Genomic DNA, 17460 nt, shown 5'->3' with positions numbered 1-17460 from the left:
AAGCCGACCTTGCCAGAAATGCAACAGTGTGCTTAATTGTATTTATTGTCTGGCGACATTTTTATGTCACTCGGAGAGCTTTTTTTGCTTTTTGGCACGCTACCGCCCTTAGGTCTAGCTCCTAAAAGCAATGCATTTGTTTTTTTATCATTTGTGCTCAAGGCAAAGGATTGTATAGCAAACAGGTTGCAACTAAAAGCACAACACTGACAAAAAAATGGCTTTTTTATGACAACTGGACAAAATGCAAACTGTCAGTTTAACCAGAAAATCGTAAATTCTGCCTACTTAAAACGCGTTTTATAATACGCATTTATTCATTTTTATTTATGACAAAATGCAAAAAGTTGACTATGTGGAATATGCATCACAGTTTAGTGCAACTAAAAATACCATTTGACACTCTCCTAGCATTTTGACTCCTACTTTTGTGTTTATCTGGCTGGTTGCCTCTCCCTCTTCTTTCTTGAATTCATTACATTGATGCTCATGAAAAGGAGATCGTTATGAAAGTACTTCATCATGGTGGGAAGAATACGGTGACAGGCTCTTGTCACGAACTGCAACTCGAGCACGGGAGCATTTTGATCGATTGTGGGCTATTTCAGGGTAAGGATGCATTGGTAGGCCGTCATGACCGTTCGATGGCGATAGAGTTTTCCTTAGCCAAGGTAAAAGCACTGGTGCTGACTCATGCTCATATTGACCACATAGGCCGATTACCGTGGTTACTCGCTGCGGGTTTTAAAGGCAAAATTTACTGCACACAAGCTACTGCTGAGTTGGTCCCTCTTATGCTAGAGGATGGATTAAAGCTACAACTGGGTTTAGGCAAGCATCAACGGCAGCACATCTTAAATCTAATTAAGCAACGATTGGTACCGTGCCAGTACAACACATGGCTTCCTCTTAAGGGGTTGGCTTATTTACGCTTTCAACCTGCGGGCCATATTTTAGGCTCTGCTTATTTGGAATTTAAACTCTCAAATAATGACGTAATTGTATTCTCCGGCGATCTCGGCCCAAGTGATACGCCTTTACTTCCTGATCCTAAGCCGCCAGAAAAAGCGGACTATTTGTTTATTGAATCGACCTATGGTGATAAGCACCATGAAAGTGTGAAAAGTAGAAGTGCTCGGCTGCTTTCTATTGTCGAACATGCACTGGAAGATGGTGGTGTGATTGTTATTCCTGCTTTTAGTGTAGGTAGAGCACAAGAACTGTTATTCGATATTGAACAGCTTTTGTACCAAGAGTCTTTACATGGAGCCCTACCGATTATTCTTGATTCGCCTTTAGCAAGAAAGGTGACAAAGACTTATCGGCGCTTTAAAAAGCTTTGGGGTAAAGAAGCGAAGCAGCGTTTTGAGCAGCATCGTCACCCTTTAGCGTTTGAACAATGTATTACGATTGAGACTCATGCTGAACATATGAGATTGGTGAATCGTCTGGCGAGCACGCCTGAACCAGCTATTGTGGTTGCGGCTTCTGGGATGTGCGAAGGTGGTCGAGTGGTGAATTACCTCAATGCGTTGTTACCAGATAGTCGTAATGATGTGCTGTTTGCTGGCTATCAAGCTGAGGGAACGCTAGGGAGAGAAATTCAAGAAGGGGCGAGTAAGGTTGATATCGAAGGAAAGAAAATTAAAGTGAAAGCTCAAATACATACGATGTCTGGCTATTCTGCTCATGCAGATCAATCTGATCTAATTCGATTTGTAGAAGGAATTAATCCGCCGCCAAAAGAAGTGCATTTGATTCATGGTGAAAATAAAGTAAAAAGAGCCCTACATTCCAGCCTAACAGCAAAAGGCTCTACCGTTGTTAAATAAGCGTCAGCTACTTACCGTTACATGTGTCTTACCAATTTGAAATCGCTTTCTAATCCAGCAGGTAATACGCCAAATGTAACTAATGATGAAGACATAACATGTAAATGCCAATAAAAAGAGTATCAACATGACGTGCTCATGCACCTGAAACACCTGCCCTAGAGTTCCAAACGCAGCAAACAATAACGCCCAGAAGGTAATGAATGCTAAAGTTTGTCGCGATGACAAACCCAACCGCATACATATGTGGTGAAGATGTAAACGATCAGCCTTAAAGGGAGACTGTTTCTTCCTTAAACGACGTAGCATGACCATTGCCATGTCCATTAAAGGAACAGCAATTAACCATAAGGCCGTAACAGGCTTCATTAAAATAGCTTGCACCTCATTCGAAATGCTTTGCGAGCTGTGTATTAGTAACCAAACAATGGTAAAACCAATCAGAAAGCTTCCTGAGTCTCCCATAAATACCTTAAATGAGCGCTTAGGGATCAGATCTAGGTTACACAATATGTACGGGAACATGGAAAGCACAAAGATAAAACAGAATATTGTTAGCTTTACTTCTCCGGCTTGGTAAAACATAAACCCTAAAGCTAAAAATGTGACTGATGCTAAAGACGCCAATAAACCATCAATTCCATCGACCATATTGAATGCTGTAATACAACCAATGATTGCAATCGTTGTTAGTAAAACATTTGCACTACCTACGTTGAGCACCCCAAATCCAAATAGATTGCCAAGCTCTGTAAGCGCAATCCCTTCACCAAGGGTAAGCCAAACGGATATGACGGTAATGACGCAGAGCCTGAAAGAAGCGCTGATGTCTAACTTGTCATCTATTGTGCCGATAATAGTCAGTATTAGACCACATACAAGAAAGTCCTGCTGATTTGGCAAAAGTTGTCCTTCAAACGTACTTGCTAAAGTAATCGTGACAAAGAGGGACAAACCACCTATTACAGGTACATCTCCAATATGCTTTTTACGACATGATGGTCTATCGACGAAGTCATGGGCAAGAGCAAGCTTCCTGAAAGTAAACAAGCTAATAAAAGACACACTGACAGTAAGTAAAACAAGAGAGATCAAACCAAGTTCCGTTGTGATAAGTATAGTTATAAGCAACATTTTGCGGCTTTCACTAAATCAGCCGATTGAGCTAGATTTGCTTGCACGCGATTTGTGATCTAACAGGCATTAGTTCCTGCGTTTATCAAAATCACCTACTAATTGTATATCAAATAAATTCTCTTGAATTAGATTTTATACAAAAAAGCAAGCTCAAATGCGCTTGCTTTTATAAATAGCTAGTTTTAAACAAAGCCAAACTTAGTTATGTGACGATTAGACAACGTTTAAAAATCAAAACTAGTGATTATTTGATATCAATTGCACTAAAGCTCTTAACTAGGTCATCGACTTGCTTAACCTGAGATAAGAACTGCTCTAGTTTTGCCAACGGGAACGCAGACGGGCCGTCACATTTTGCTTTATTCGGTTCAGGGTGAGCTTCCATAAACAAACCAGCAATCCCGGTTGCCATACCAGAAAGGGCTAACTCAACCGTTTGTTCACGGCGTCCGCCTGACGCGGCACCAGAAGGGTCTCGCATTTGCAATGAGTGCGTCACATCAAAAATGATTGGGCTACCTTGCGATGCTTTTTTCATTACTCCAAAGCCAAGCATATCAACAACTAGGTTATCATAACCATGACAAGCACCACGTTCACACAGTATGATACGATCGTTACCACACTCACCAAACTTTTCTACAATATTGCCTACTTGGCCCGGGCTCATAAACTGGGGTTTCTTGACGTTGATCACCGCACCAGTTTTAGCCATCGCTTCTACAAGATCTGTCTGACGAGCTAAAAAGGCAGGTAGCTGAATCACATCCACCACTTCAGCAACTGGCTGTGCTTGAGCTTCGGTATGAACATCAGTGATAATTTTCACACCAAATGTATCTTTCAACTCTTGGAAAATTTTCATCCCTTCATCAAGACCTGGACCACGATAAGAGTGCACAGAGCTACGATTCGCTTTATCAAATGACGCCTTGAAAACATACGGAATACCAAGCTTTTCCGTTACTTTTACGTAGTACTCACAAATCTGCATCGCTAAGTCACGCGATTCTAGGACATTCATACCACCAAATAGAGTGAATGGTTTGTCATTCGCAACTTCAATATGACCGATATTTACGGTTTTCTGGTTCATTGGGGTTTCCGTTTTTATCTTAATGAATATATTTATTTAGCTAGTAGAACATGACGAACACGTTCTAAATCTTCAAGAGTGTCAATACCGTGCTCAGGCTCCTCACTTGCCTCATCAATGACGATTTCGACGCCGTGAGCTAACGGACGTAACTGCTCCAGTTTCTCTAAAGACTCAAGAGGATGCTCAGTAAGTTGAGTAATCGCTTTTAACGTCTTTACTCGATAGGCATATAAACCGATATGTCGGAAATAGTCGCCTTGTGGCAATTCAGCTATTTCAGTAGAGAATTCATCACGCGGGTAAGGAATTGGAGCTCGACTAAAGTAAAGAGCTTTGCATCTTTCGCCTTGAGCTACTTTTACCACGTTAGGGTTGATAAAATCTTTTACATGCTTAATGCGCTGCATTAGTGTCGCAATGCCAGCGTTACTATGGGCATCAAGCAGGGCTGAGACTTGTCGTAACAGCGCGATCGGCATCAATGGCTCATCTCCTTGAAGGTTTACCACGATGTCATCATCAGCAAAGTTTAGCTTGTTCGCCGCCTCAGCTAAGCGATCGGTGCCGGAATTGTGTTTCTCCGAGGTCATGACCGCGGTTGCACCAGCGTGACTGACAACATCAAAAATATCTTGATTATCTGTCGCTACGTAGACCGAGTCTGTCAGGGTCAGGGCACGCTCTACAACATGGGCAATCACTGGCTTACCCACCAGATCCAGCATTAGTTTGCCAGGCAATCGGCTTGAACCGAAGCGAGCTGGAATAACAATATGAATATTAGACATTAACGTTCCATCTTTGTGAGTGACGTTGATTAGATATAAGAAGCAGATCTAAGATCGGATAAATCGCTTGAGCGTATTTTTAGCTTTCTTCATCGCAAGTAACAACTGCAACTTGGTATCTTTGACTTGCACTTTTCCAGCTTTCATTTGTGCTACACGAGTCACCGCCTGTTCTGCTGTCATCGTTTTACGCGTAATAGGGTCCACATAAGTCGGGTATTCTATCAAGGCAAAGTAAGCCAAGCTTTCGACCGAATGAGAACGCGTTCTTCTTGCGCAAATCAGCTTATCATTGGTAAGCCCCCACCCCGCATAGAATGGTAAGCCGTAACAGGTGACGCGCTTACCTCTCAACAGCGCTTCAAACCCGGTTAAGGACGTCATGGTATGAACCTCATCGACCATTTCTAATAAGCTTGCCATTGAGGCCTGCGTTTCGACATGGTCGGCCGCGCGTGTGAAATCGCCCTGCCAGTTACCGTTATCTCGTTGACCAGCCAAAACATCGGGATGTGGCTTATAAATAATGTAGGCATCCGGCTCCGCCGTCCTTACAGCTTTAAGAAGCGTCTCGTTGTGATAGATCTCCGGTGAGCCATACTTGATTGACGCATCAGACTCTACCTGGCCCGGAACCAAAATGATTTTTCGATTTTGAGGCAAAGAGACGTCGCAATCGCTACCAACATTGTATTTAGTCAGATTAGCCGCCAGCAGTTGAGTTATCAGCGCACGCGCACGTACGCAGTCCCAATCGCTATACTGCTGATTTTCCAACATGTACTCTAAGTCGCTGGGCTCTCGGACATCAAAGTAAATACCACGCGAATCGCACACAAGAGATACCGGACGATTAAAATGCACCCCTAACCCTACGGAGCGAATAAAACCATCTTCAATACAATAGCTGTTATCATCCAACGACCCCCGCCCCCAGCGCAGCATTTCTTCCGCTTCGGAACTCACCTTCTCAAACCGCCAGGCTTTCAGGTAGTCACCAATCCATCGTTGTTTCCACCACGACAATTTTGATATAGAAACTGTTCTGGAAGGTTTTGCCATAACTTTGAGTGTATCCGCCATATAACTGATAATACGCTCAATATCACACCGTTCCCCAAGAATAGGATCTACATAGCGTGCATATTGTATATATGCTGCATAAAATAACTGCTCCAGTGAACGATCAACGTTTCTGCGAGGGCATTGTTGTCTATCGTTAGTCAACCCCCACCCGGCGTAAAACGGCACACCAAAACAATGAACACTCGCCCCGGCTAAGAGCGCTTCGAATCCCATCAAACTGGAAACGGTATAGACACTTTTAACGCTGTCTAAAAAGTCCCAAGGGTTTACTTTTTCCGTGTGCACCCGAATATTCGGGTGCTCAAATGGCAGAGGGTAAAGAAAACCTTTCTTCTTTCCATGCACAACATCAGGGTGAACTTTCACCCAAACTGTTTCGTCTGGATTTTCCTCAACTGCCTGTTTAAGCATGTCAACAAATGTTTCTTGCGAGGCTTGCGCGCCCTCAACAGAAGCATCACCTAGGGTCTGATCAATCACCAATACGTTGGGTTTTTCTTCTAGTAAGCTATCATCTCGCTGGTTTTGATTGTATTTCGAGAGTCGATACTGGCGAATCGCGTCAATACATAAGCGACTGCGCACAAGCTCGTCAGAGCCTAAACCTTCACTTTCTTTGATCAAAATTTCAAGTTTCGACGGCTGCCTTGCATCGTAATAGATGCCGACATCATCTACGACTAGGCTCAGAGGCTGCGCACCCGCAACCCCTAAGCCAATAGAACGAAGAAAACCATCTTCCAGTGCAACGTAAGGGAGAGCATGTTTTTCAGCATAATCTCTGGCTCGCTTTGCGGTGTGTTTAAAGCCCCAGCCGACAACAGCGTTGCTGTTGTACAGCCGCCGAAAAATGGGTAAAACAACCTTTGAACCTAAAAAACTAGTCAGGTTCGAAATACGGATGATTCCTCTTGATAGCACTACTGCCCTATTACACATAGTTTTAATGGTATTCCACTTAACTAAAGCTTATTCTTTAGTTTTTTCTTAAATTTGTCGAAGTCTGTAAAAAAGTAAACGATACCATTTTTTATCTGACTTGCAGCAGACAGCTCAACTAACTCCTCAACGACAGCTGAATGCTCTACGTCGATTTCGCCTTTTTCCTTGATCACTTCTTTTACTGGTTTCGCTTTTGTAACAAATGGAATTTTATGATACGGCGTAAAGACTTCGTTTATTACTTTCTTCATACCAGATGGATTAACACTAAATAAGTGCTTCTCAATGTAGAGAGTCAAGAATAACTCGTAATTATCATATTCTTCCAATGTCAAAGACCCGCGAGTAGTGGTCAGAACATTTAATACTTCTTGTATACTACGGCAATTGGATGTAAAACCAAAACCACTATAAAAAGCGTTACCCAAGATGACAGGTTTAATTCCATGCCTAGCAGCTTCTATGCCTGACTGTGAGTTCAACAACACTACATGCTCAGATTCTTTCAACAACATATCAATGTCATAATCTTTTATAACCTTAATACGTTCTTTATCTGAAATTTCACTTTCGATAAATTTAACGATTTCTTGATATGTAATATCAAATTCACAGTTAGTTTTGTTTTCCTCCCAAGGATGTGACTTGAAAACAATATTATAATCTGTATTTTCAACAATCTCTTTTATCAAAAGCTTATAAACATGAACTGTCGACAAATAACCAAAGTTCGTTTCAATTACAGAGTAATCATTGACTACCTGACCAAGAATGGTCACCAACTTATTCTCATTGTCGAACTTAACATCATCTAGTTCGGAATATGGTTGCGTAACATTTTTATTCTTGGATAGATTTAGTTTATTTATTGCTTTAATTCGTGTATTGTAAGGTGAATTATCATTATTCAAAGCATCTAAGTGTTTTCTTTTTACTGCTAAAAGTTTAATGTCTGAGTTATTAGCCAGATGAGAGTTTTTCTCTTCAATGTAATAATCATTACCCGTTAAAGACGTCTCTGTTACAAACACTCGACTAATGGTGCTTTGACATGTTTTAATTAATGCTTTAGAGTAAATATTGGATCCAGAAAAAGTAAAGACATGCGTATATTTTTTCTTGTTTACTACTACTTTATTATACCAAAAATCCAACCAAAATAAAGCAGCAGACATATTCAATAACAATTCTTCCTTGCAATTATCATATATATAACTGTACACTTCGCGAACATCGTCACTTAAATCAGACTTATACAGTTCCTTCACAGGTATGATATAAGCAAGCAACTCAGCTCTGGCAACCTCATAGACATTAACGCCTCTCACTTCATAGCAAAATAACTCTTTTTTATCTAACCTTTCTAACAGGTTATAATATCCACTTAAGCTACTAAACTTATTCGTATAATCTCCATATAATGCCATCCAATCCTTATACTCTTGATTATACTCAACATCATAGTTTTGGTTTTCAACTGCTTCAATTAATGACTTAAAGTTGCGCTTGTGAAAATGAAGGTTATCTGAAAATAAAATCTTTGCTTTCATACTATCGTGCTACCATATCATTATAAACTTCATTATACATTTCAGCGACAGCTTCCCATGTAGGAGCAGTATTTGCGTACAACTTTGTATTTTCAAGCAGCTTCTCAAACTCATTACGATTTAAAGCCAGCTCCATTAACTTATCAGTGTCCTCTTCTGCATCTCCCGATAATATTACGCCATTCACCATGTCTTTGACAAAATCAGGAATCATACCAATTGGAAAACCCGCTATTGGAGTTGATGATACTATAGCTTCAGGAACGTTAGCTGGCCCACCTTCAAAGCAGCTTAGCATTAATAAAATATCGATGTTCTGATACAAACTCTGAAAGACTCTGTAGGGTAGGGATTCATATACCTTAACATCAAAACCATATTCTTTTAAAAGAAAATATTCTTCGCTGCGACCATCGCCAACTAAGATAAAATCAAATCGCTGATTATCTAATCGTTTGATGAGTTCTAAAAAGTATGCCTCCCCCTTAACACGTCGACCATAACGCTTCGATATTAATCCCAATGTGATTTTATCTTTTTTAATCTTTTCCAATGAATCACAAAATATATCTTTATTATAGCCATGCGGAATAACAAAAGTATGGTCAATGTTATGCTTTGAAAGAATTTCCTTTTGGATATTATTCAAACAAACAACAGCACTAGCATCTCTATAAACTTTAAGAAATTTTGGTAACGAAAGCCAAGGATCATTTTCCATCAAATCATGATGCACCGTAACGACACTGTTAGACATTAGTTTTTTTTCTAAGTGAGGTCGATGATAGTGATATATATCAGCATCCTCAATCGGATCTACTGACGTTATATGCTGATCCTCAGGGTCTGACTTGGACAAATACTCAATAAAAGATGTCAAGATATTACTATGAATATCTTGACTCATAACGTGATTTACGATCTTCATCTTAAAAAATTAAACCTTCTGGGAAGTAGCCTTCAACTAAAATTGGATTCTTAACTTTAACAGTTTTATCCTTTAAATCTGGGCTTAAAAACACTCTACAATAAACGAAGTCTTTGTGGTCTAGATAGACATTAGAAAATATCTCACTAGTATAAACGTGGGTATAATCACTTGAACTAACCGACTTAGAGTTGGAGTGAAAATACTCTTCTTTTGTCCTGCCTCCTAAAGTTAAGAAAGCAGAACCTTGTTCAACTGATATATCAGCAAAAAATGTCAAATACTTACTACTCGTAGAAATATCATTAAGAAAACTTTCCTTATCTGGATGTGTAGAAATATACGTATTTTTGCTATTCACATTACGAATATTTAAAACCGCTTCTTCGTTATTTACTTTTACTTCAATATTTGAATCATTTTCAACTCTAGACCACCAATCTTGATAGAACTTCTCATTATTTATCAATTTAGTAGGTATAATGTCTAAATTAAAATTCTGTTTCTTTAATAAATTGTACTTTGAATCTAGCTTCGGAGATATCAGCTCCCAATCCCTGCCGTTAAAATAACAAAGTGCTCCTGATAGTTTTCCATTAGAGTCATACAAACCTATATCTGAAAAATGAATAGGCTCCAGATTATTTTCGTAACTACTTCTCTCATGCCACACTATCGAATTATTATGATAATTTCTCAATCTAGAACTATTTTCCAAATCGAGATTTATATTCTTTCTTCTGTTTTTATTGGTATTTTTTTCGTTTAGAGCGACTGACTTTATCTTCCTGAACTGATAAATAATCTCACAAGTTTCTATTAAAACATCCACATTATTTCCAATGTAGTTATCATGTTCATCATAGTCGAGTGTGTTAAGTATTAGTTTTTTGTTATCGGAGCGAGCTCGAGCAAATAGGTCAACATTTTCCCTGTCTAATGGGTTGTGCCCATGTAGAATATACACTACTGAATCTTTCCAGTGATTCAAGCAATACTTTTCCAGCGCTATTTTTGGCGATGAAATCTTGTCAAAACTATTTCTTAACTCTTCCCAACATATGTCATAGGATAGATCCAAGTTAATCTGAGGGTTAACAGAAAGTGCATTGCAATTAAATCTTAAAGCAAAAAGTATTGAGGAGTAGCCCGACATGGAAGAACCGTAAAAAATTATATTTTTTGAATCATAATCTTCTGCTATTTCTTGAATAATTTTTCCATATGAATCATTATCATCCAAGTACCATGAGTTTTCAGGGTTATTTAAGAAAAGTAAACTATAATTAGTCCCCTCGTAGAAGGTTTTTATAGACATATACCTTTCGCCTTGATTATGGGCGCTCATTACAATTATTAAGTGTTCATTTCTTTCAATGTACACATAGCTACGCCCATGCTTCTTTATTTCCTTACTTCTTACAAACTCTCTAAAGTTCATATCCTTTTTTCTCGCTAAAGCTACAAGTGGTAAACAAGCACTAAACCCAACCAATATGCTCTCGGATAATCCCTAATCCAAGTAAGCCAATCGCCCAACTGATTAAACTTGCCAAGAATACAGTAATGATTGAACGCAGTCGCTGAGGCTCCGATGCCTCATCCGGAAGGGTTGGCTCAACGAAAGTTGCTAGATAACGGTGTTTTCTGGAGGTTTCTACGCGAGCGGCTTCTAAAGAAGCTAATGAAGATGTGTAAGCTTTTTCTGCAAATGTTCGTTCAACAACCAAAGGCTCATAGTCTGCAAATACACCACTTAGTGCAGGCTGTGTATCCGTATCTCCTGCGATAGAATTTTTCTCATTTTGGATCTGCTGGGTTAATGCATTTACCTTTCGAGTTAAATTAATAACTGATGGAGCTTTAGGATCCATGTAACTAGTCAAAGCGCTAAGTTCAGCTTGCGTCTTTGCCAGTTGAGCCTCCAACTCGCCTATCAGCATCATTTTAGAACTTGCAGTCTGTTTTGGATCTAGATCTTGAGCTTGAGTCCGAAATTCGTTCATCAAAGCTCGTACATTCGCAACTCTCTTTTCTGCTCTTTTCACTTCCTCTTCAGCAAAGAGGAGATCGTCTTTTCTTGCTTGCTCAGATAAGTTATTTACTAGGATCTCACTTTGGTAAAGAACTGCCGTTGATAGATTTTTAGCATCTTGCGGAGAAAATGCTCTAACTTTAAGTGTGATTATTGTCGTTGTAGGGTCATAAGAGGCAGTGACAAATTTATTCCAATAAGCCAACATCTCTACTTGAGTTGGCTGTTTCCCTAAAGATGACATCCAATCAGCATCTGGATGATTAAACACTTGCTGTAAAGATACTCTTTTATTAACCTCTCTGACCATATCTAAAGAATGGATATAATCTTGAACTATGTAAGAGTCTGTTGAACTTCCACCTTGAGAAGGAATTCCTGCAATGCCGCTCAGTAAATCAATCTGTTGCATTTCGTTCCCTTTAACTGAAAACCGAGCTTCAACAACATATTGCCCTGAGGCTATAAATGTATAATAAACAAGTGATATAAATGTAGGAAGTAACACGAATAAAATGAAACTTCTTTGTTTATTATTTCTATTTTTCCAGAACTTATTTAAGATCGTTTTGTGTTTTTTATTTAATTTCATTTTGATAATGTTAGATATTTATCGATCGCTTCGTTAATATCTTCGAAAAAGGTTAGTACCCCATCCGACAATACTAATCCCATATCACAGTGCTCTTTTAACGTAGGCATACTATGAGATACCATAATTAAACTAGATTTCTCACTTCTATCTTTAAATTCCACTCGGCACTTCTCTTGAAACCTTCTATCACCAACTCCGGTAATTTCATCAACCAGATAACAGTCAAAGTCCATGGCCATTGATAACCCAAAAGCTAACCTAGCTTTCATACCAGAACTGTAGCTTCTAATTGGCATATCAAGATAATCGCCAAGCTCTGAAAATTCGCGGACAAAAGCAGTGACCTCTTTAATATTTGCACCATATATACGACTAACAAACCTTAAATTTTCAGCACCAGTAAGTGAACCGTTAAAACCACCAGCAAACCCCAAAGGCCAAGACATTTTTACTTTTCTCTTGATGACTCCTGTAGTCGGCGCTTCAGAACCAGCAATCATCCTTAGCAAAGTTGATTTCCCAGCCCCATTAACTCCCAGAAGACCAATATTACGGCCTTTAGGAAAGCTTACAGTACACGGTTTCAAAACTTCTTTTTTCCCTTTAGGAGTACTATAGCTCTTTGAAACATTGAACAGCTCAATCATAAGTTACGTGCTTGCTCTTTTGTATATTGCGTTAATGCTAATCCTATCAACAGCATTCCTGCAGAACAGGATATAGCATACTGATGATTTATATAGACGTTTTGATAAGTAGAAAAGAAACCACTTCTAACCCATTCAACATATTGGAACAATGGATTCCACTGAAGATATTCTCTAGCTTGAGGAGGTAAACTAGCTGCTGTAAAGAAAATACCAGATATAAAATAAAGAGGCCTGTTTATCGCACTAAACAACTTGTCCCAACTATCAAAATAAATTCGAATTGCGGAGTTAGTCATTCCTAAGCCGACAGAAAATAGAACTAATGTAATTAATCCCATTAAAACATTAAAGAGATCATAAATCGCTAATGCTTTCCCTACTAGCTGTAGAGATATTATTATCAAGGCAAATACAACTAGCATAGTAATCGATTCAAGTAGAGCTCTCCCCATAAGAACATCAAAAGGTGTAACATGCGGATATGCAAGTAGGGCTTGATTAGCCCCTAGGGCTCCCGATAATCTATTTGCGATATTGCTATATATAAGCCAAGGCACTATTCCTGTTGTAAAAAAAATAGCCAAATCACCTCCAACTGGTGACTTCCTTCCTAACGCGGAGAATATGGCTACTAAGATAAGAACTTGGGTTAATGGTTCAAATAAAGCCCACAGATAACCAATCCTACTCTTACCATATTTTCCGAGCGCTTCACGCAAAATAAGGGCGTACAAGACTCGCCCTTGCACTCTTAAAGCCTGTCTTAGGTCTTTCATTACATATTAAAGATTTGGATTAGTCCGACAACCTTGCTCTCATCGTCCAAAACAACTAAAGATGAGATCGAGAACTGGCGCATTTTCTCCTCTGCATCTGCTAACATTTCGGTGTCATAACAAGTTTTAGGTTCAACAGTCATTACACCGCCGGCTTTTAAACTATTAAATTCAGTCTCTTTCGCCAGTGCACGGCGTAAATCACCGTCAGTGATGATACCTTTCAGTTGATCATTTTCAGTAACAATGGCTACGCCTCTCCGACCCTCGTTCATTTTAATGATAACCGACGGCATAGAGTCACTCACGTCAACTAATGGCAAGTTTTCTGCGTTCATTTCGTCACGCACGCGAGTCAGTAAACGTCGGCCCAGAGAGCCTCCAGGGTGAAAACGAGCAAAGTCATTTGGCATAAACTGGCGCATTTTCATCAACGCAACGGCCAACGCATCACCTAAGGCAATAGTAAGAGTTGTTGAAGTGGTTGGTGCCAAATTGTTAGGGCAAGATTCTTGGATCTGCGCTAGTAGCAATGTGGCATCTGAGTTGCAGCTCATCGTAGAATCAAGTCTTCCGGTAATAGAGATGATCTTATTGCCAAATGACTTCAACGAAGGAATCAATTGCAATACTTCATCCGTTTCGCCACTGTTAGAAATTAGAACAATTACATCTTCTTTAGTGATCATCCCTAAATCACCATGAAATGCTTCGCTTGGATGTAAGAAGAAACTTGGCGTGCCCGTCGACGCTAATGTGGCAGAAATTTTCTTACCTACGTGACCAGATTTACCCATTCCACATACAATGACATGACCTTGGCAGTTAATAATATAAGAAATAGCCTTTTGGTATTGCTCAAAATCAATACTATTAGCCATCTCATTCAATGCATTTGCCTGGTGCTTAAACGTGTCAACAATCGACTCCAACACCGGCTTTTGTTCACCCGAAATGGAATAGTAGTCATTGATATCAAGTGTTTTCATGAGTGTGCTCTCTCCAACTAACAGTGTACATACCGTCTTTAAGTTAAAATCTGCTCTAATTTGTGCTTAAGGTGCTTAGAGCAAAACGAATAGCCAGCTCCCTGTACCAAGTATTCGTTATGCAAATAATGGACAAACCTTTGTCTGGTCACGGAGTCGACCTCTGCCTTTGCTTGCACCATCACTTGGGATGGATGGTTAGGATCGAATTCTACGGCCACCCCTTTATAAGCATAAATTGACTCGCCCATCAATATTAATGGAGTCACGGTCTTTAAAACTTCAATGCTTGAACTAGAGTTGATAGTAAATACAATTTCAGCAGAACCTGCCAGCTCTGCTATTTTCCCATCAACATAATAGGTATTGTCATCAAGTTGATACTCTTTATCGTCCAAGGGATGACGCTTAACTACTAACTTCACTTTTGCCAACTTGGCCAAATCTGCGACCAAGTTGATAACCTCCTGATTAGACTTGAAAGGACTATGCAGTAGAAACTGTGAGTCATTTTCCAACTGGAGTAGTAGTAGAATGGAACCATGAGAACTTAATGAAGGTACTAATGTTCCCTTTTTTCTCTTAATCAGTTTGTTCGCAATACGTTTGAAATACTTTTTCAAACTATAGCTATTATGCATATAGCGGATAATTGTTCGGTTTTTGTTTATACGTTCAAAAGCAAAACCCAATAAAAAAATAAAGAAAAAAAACATCGACTTTATTGAGTCATGAGTATCTTTTGGTGTAAAACTCCCCCGCTCTTTTGGGGTGTGTTGAACATCATTATTAAATATTTTAAAATCTATCTTGCTGTTGGCATTAACACCTTGGGGATCGATAACAGTTGTAAATGGTCGAATAAGCCCCTGCTCTGTAACCAAATAATTTATACCCAACTCCCTGCATACATCAATTGCCACAGCGTGATACCACCTAGCATCATTATGCAGTAAAACGAGACTGATATCTTTTTCTATAACAAAACATTTAAGCGCCACGTAAAACCTAGCCATATAGTTCAACTCCTCATTACTGAGAGTCCGGCCTTCTACTTTTTGAACATAAGCATGATGGTATGTTCGAAGTAAAGATATTTTTTCTTGATAAGGCTGCGCTTGCTCCTTACTCACTGCTGCGATCATATTAACTGCTAGAAACTGCTTGAAAGTAGGTAGATAGATTTTTTTTGATAAACAGGAAGTAACTGCATACCTTTTCTTTCCCAATATCCCCGCTATTTTCTCGTGTAGTGGCGAGTACATTGGATCTAGCGATAACACTATATGATCAGTTTTCATAGGTTAGTTTATCGCTACATTTGCTGCTACAGCAATTTGGTAAATGATTTGCGTAATATCTTTAACTGCCTGCATTGTTTTAGTGTCAACTTTAGGTAAAACTAAGATTTGATCACCTTTTTGTATGGGTTTCCCACTATCAAATTCAACCAGGCCGTTTGCTCGCACAACTGCTATACGCTGATCCTCGGCCCTATCAGTGAAACCACCGGCCCACGCAATGTAGTCGTCGATAGTGGCATTAGGGTTATAAACGAGCGCTTGTGGCATCAAAACCTCACCCCCCACTTGAATTAGATCTGTTTTGTTTGGAATGACAATTTGGTCACCTTGTTCTAATAATATATTAGCTACAAGACCATGTTCAGAAACGATGACTTTCCCTAGCGGCTGAACTTTACGAGCTCGTTCAGTAAACTGAAGTACCATTTCTGCTTCTTTTGCTCTGATTACAGCTTCTCCATCTGAAGACGCTGGTGCAGTAAAAATACTTCTTTCTAGCCGATTAAGAGACTCATCAATCATTTCTTTTTGCTTTTTCGCAACGCTATCTCTCAATATATAAATAGATTGGTAATCTGTAAGCATTGGATCAATGGGAATATTATTCAGCAAATCATGTAACTTAGTGCCTTTTGTAACAGCAAAGTAAGATGGTCCTAAGTAGCTACCAGAAACCTGAACATCTATGACTTGAGCGTGTAAATCATCATTGAAGATAACTTTATCCCCGTCTCGTAATTCAAACCTCAGGAAATCTTGGTAAGTCATATAACGTGAGAATGGCCCATCAATTCGATTCCCAACAACTCCAACATGCGAAACTTTTGCGAGCGGCTTTGCATAAGCCGCTAACTTTTCTCCTAATTCACTAGAATTTTCCAGTTCAAAGCGAAAGGGATTGCGAGCCCCTCCGGATACTGTGATAGCAGCTTTCTGTGGTGTAACCAAGATAACATCACCATCTTTAAAGCTAACTTGTGGCATAACTCCAGATTGCATAAAATCATAGAGATCAACATTGATTATGATTTTACCATTTCGTAGAACTTGAATTTCTCGATAACTGCCACGTTCAGAGTCAATACCGCCAGCACGTTTAAGAAAATAAAGTATTGAATCAGAGGCCATTCCAGCGTATTGCCCTGGTCTAATGACTGGCCCACTTAGAAAAACACTAACTGGCGTCGCAGTAAGTAAATTCACATACACGTTTACGTTAGTGGTATAAACGTCTTTAATTTTTTTTGTCACAAGCTCGTTGATTTGGCTAGCTTTTGTTCCAAGGACATGAATCGGGCCAACTTCTGGTATAAAGATATTTCCTTGATTGTCCACCGTAGCAACATTAGAGTAATTTACAGCTCCCCACAGCCAGATGTTAATCTTATCCCCAGCCGCAACGAGATAATTATCATTCAAACCATCAGCTCTTTCAGTCTCATAACCACCAGCAAAAATATTTGCTGCATAAGGAGGTGGTAGTTCTTCTCCAGAGGAAGGGAGTAATTGTCTAACATCCACCTCACCTGGCAAAAGAAGATTATTTCTGTTCTCTTTATTAAATGAACCAGCAGAGAGTTTCTCGTTGGGTGGCGTCTGAGATTGGTTTAAAGTTCCAGAGGAAGAAAACGTAGGATTAGCTGCATTGAGGTTTAAATTGTTACTATCAAGCGCGAAAGCTGAATTGATACAAGCAAAGCTTGTAATTGCAACTAGCCATTGAGGTGCTTTATTTGTCATCTTCATCAT

General features: G+C 39.4%; 14 protein-coding genes. 1 reads left to right on the top strand and 13 read right to left on the bottom strand.

Annotated features, from left to right (window positions below; genetic code table 11):
* Window positions 1–506 precede the first annotated feature (506 nt).
* Window positions 507–1832, top strand: a complete 1326-nt coding sequence (locus R7Q47_RS17845; protein ID WP_318089281.1) for an MBL fold metallo-hydrolase — start codon at window positions 507–509, stop codon at window positions 1830–1832.
* A gap of 3 nt (window positions 1833–1835) precedes the next feature.
* On the opposite strand, the gene wecA is transcribed toward R7Q47_RS17845, so the two are convergent.
* From wecA to R7Q47_RS17780, 13 genes are all read right to left on the bottom strand, one after another.
* Window positions 1836–2927, bottom strand: coding sequence for a UDP-N-acetylglucosamine--undecaprenyl-phosphate N-acetylglucosaminephosphotransferase (gene wecA / locus R7Q47_RS17840; RefSeq protein WP_239945660.1), 1092 nt, complete (start codon window positions 2925–2927; stop codon window positions 1836–1838).
* A gap of 286 nt (window positions 2928–3213) precedes the next feature.
* Window positions 3214–4065: a 3-deoxy-8-phosphooctulonate synthase gene (gene kdsA, locus R7Q47_RS17835; RefSeq protein ID WP_006742492.1), complete on the bottom strand. Its 852-nt coding sequence runs from the start codon at window positions 4063–4065 to the stop codon at window positions 3214–3216.
* Window positions 4066–4097: 32 nt separating this feature from the next.
* Complete coding sequence (kdsB, locus tag R7Q47_RS17830) at window positions 4098–4856, bottom strand: 3-deoxy-manno-octulosonate cytidylyltransferase (RefSeq protein ID WP_167426991.1); 759 nt, start codon at window positions 4854–4856, stop codon at window positions 4098–4100.
* A 48-nt stretch (window positions 4857–4904) separates the two neighbouring features.
* A complete protein-coding gene (locus tag R7Q47_RS17825; protein WP_318089279.1) occupies window positions 4905–6863 on the bottom strand; it encodes a capsular polysaccharide biosynthesis protein in 1959 nt (652 codons plus the stop codon).
* Between the two features lie 41 nt (window positions 6864–6904).
* Window positions 6905–8434, bottom strand: coding sequence for a capsule biosynthesis protein (locus tag R7Q47_RS17820; RefSeq protein ID WP_318089278.1), 1530 nt, complete (start codon window positions 8432–8434; stop codon window positions 6905–6907).
* Between the two features lies 1 nt (window position 8435).
* On the bottom strand, window positions 8436–9341 hold the full coding sequence (locus R7Q47_RS17815; protein WP_241670011.1) for a glycosyltransferase family 4 protein: 906 nt from the start codon (window positions 9339–9341) through the stop codon (window positions 8436–8438).
* A gap of 22 nt (window positions 9342–9363) precedes the next feature.
* A complete protein-coding gene (locus tag R7Q47_RS17810) occupies window positions 9364–10857 on the bottom strand; it encodes a hypothetical protein (protein WP_250155653.1) in 1494 nt (497 codons plus the stop codon).
* Window positions 10844–11989: a capsule biosynthesis protein gene (locus tag R7Q47_RS17805; protein WP_154204896.1), complete on the bottom strand. Its 1146-nt coding sequence runs from the start codon at window positions 11987–11989 to the stop codon at window positions 10844–10846. Before R7Q47_RS17805 ends, R7Q47_RS17810 begins: the two co-directional genes overlap by 14 nt.
* Entirely contained in the window at window positions 11986–12639 is a 654-nt protein-coding gene (locus R7Q47_RS17800) for an ABC transporter ATP-binding protein (protein ID WP_006742499.1), read from the bottom strand. The genes R7Q47_RS17805 and R7Q47_RS17800 overlap by 4 nt, the downstream gene beginning before the upstream one ends.
* Complete coding sequence (locus tag R7Q47_RS17795) at window positions 12636–13376, bottom strand: ABC transporter permease (RefSeq protein ID WP_241670013.1); 741 nt, start codon at window positions 13374–13376, stop codon at window positions 12636–12638. Before R7Q47_RS17795 ends, R7Q47_RS17800 begins: the two co-directional genes overlap by 4 nt.
* 41 nt (window positions 13377–13417) lie before the next feature.
* On the bottom strand, window positions 13418–14407 hold the full coding sequence (locus R7Q47_RS17790) for an SIS domain-containing protein (RefSeq protein ID WP_154204898.1): 990 nt from the start codon (window positions 14405–14407) through the stop codon (window positions 13418–13420).
* Window positions 14408–14445: 38 nt separating this feature from the next.
* Complete coding sequence (locus R7Q47_RS17785) at window positions 14446–15552, bottom strand: phosphoribosylamine--glycine ligase (RefSeq protein WP_239945667.1); 1107 nt, start codon at window positions 15550–15552, stop codon at window positions 14446–14448.
* Window positions 15553–15711: 159 nt separating this feature from the next.
* Window positions 15712–17460 (bottom strand): polysaccharide biosynthesis/export family protein, encoded by a 1749-nt coding sequence (locus tag R7Q47_RS17780; RefSeq protein WP_154204900.1) that lies wholly within the window; start codon window positions 17458–17460, stop codon window positions 15712–15714.

The sequence above is a fragment of the Vibrio sp. Vb0349 genome, assembly GCF_033338975.1.
This window is presented reverse-complemented; position numbering and strand designations above follow the sequence as displayed.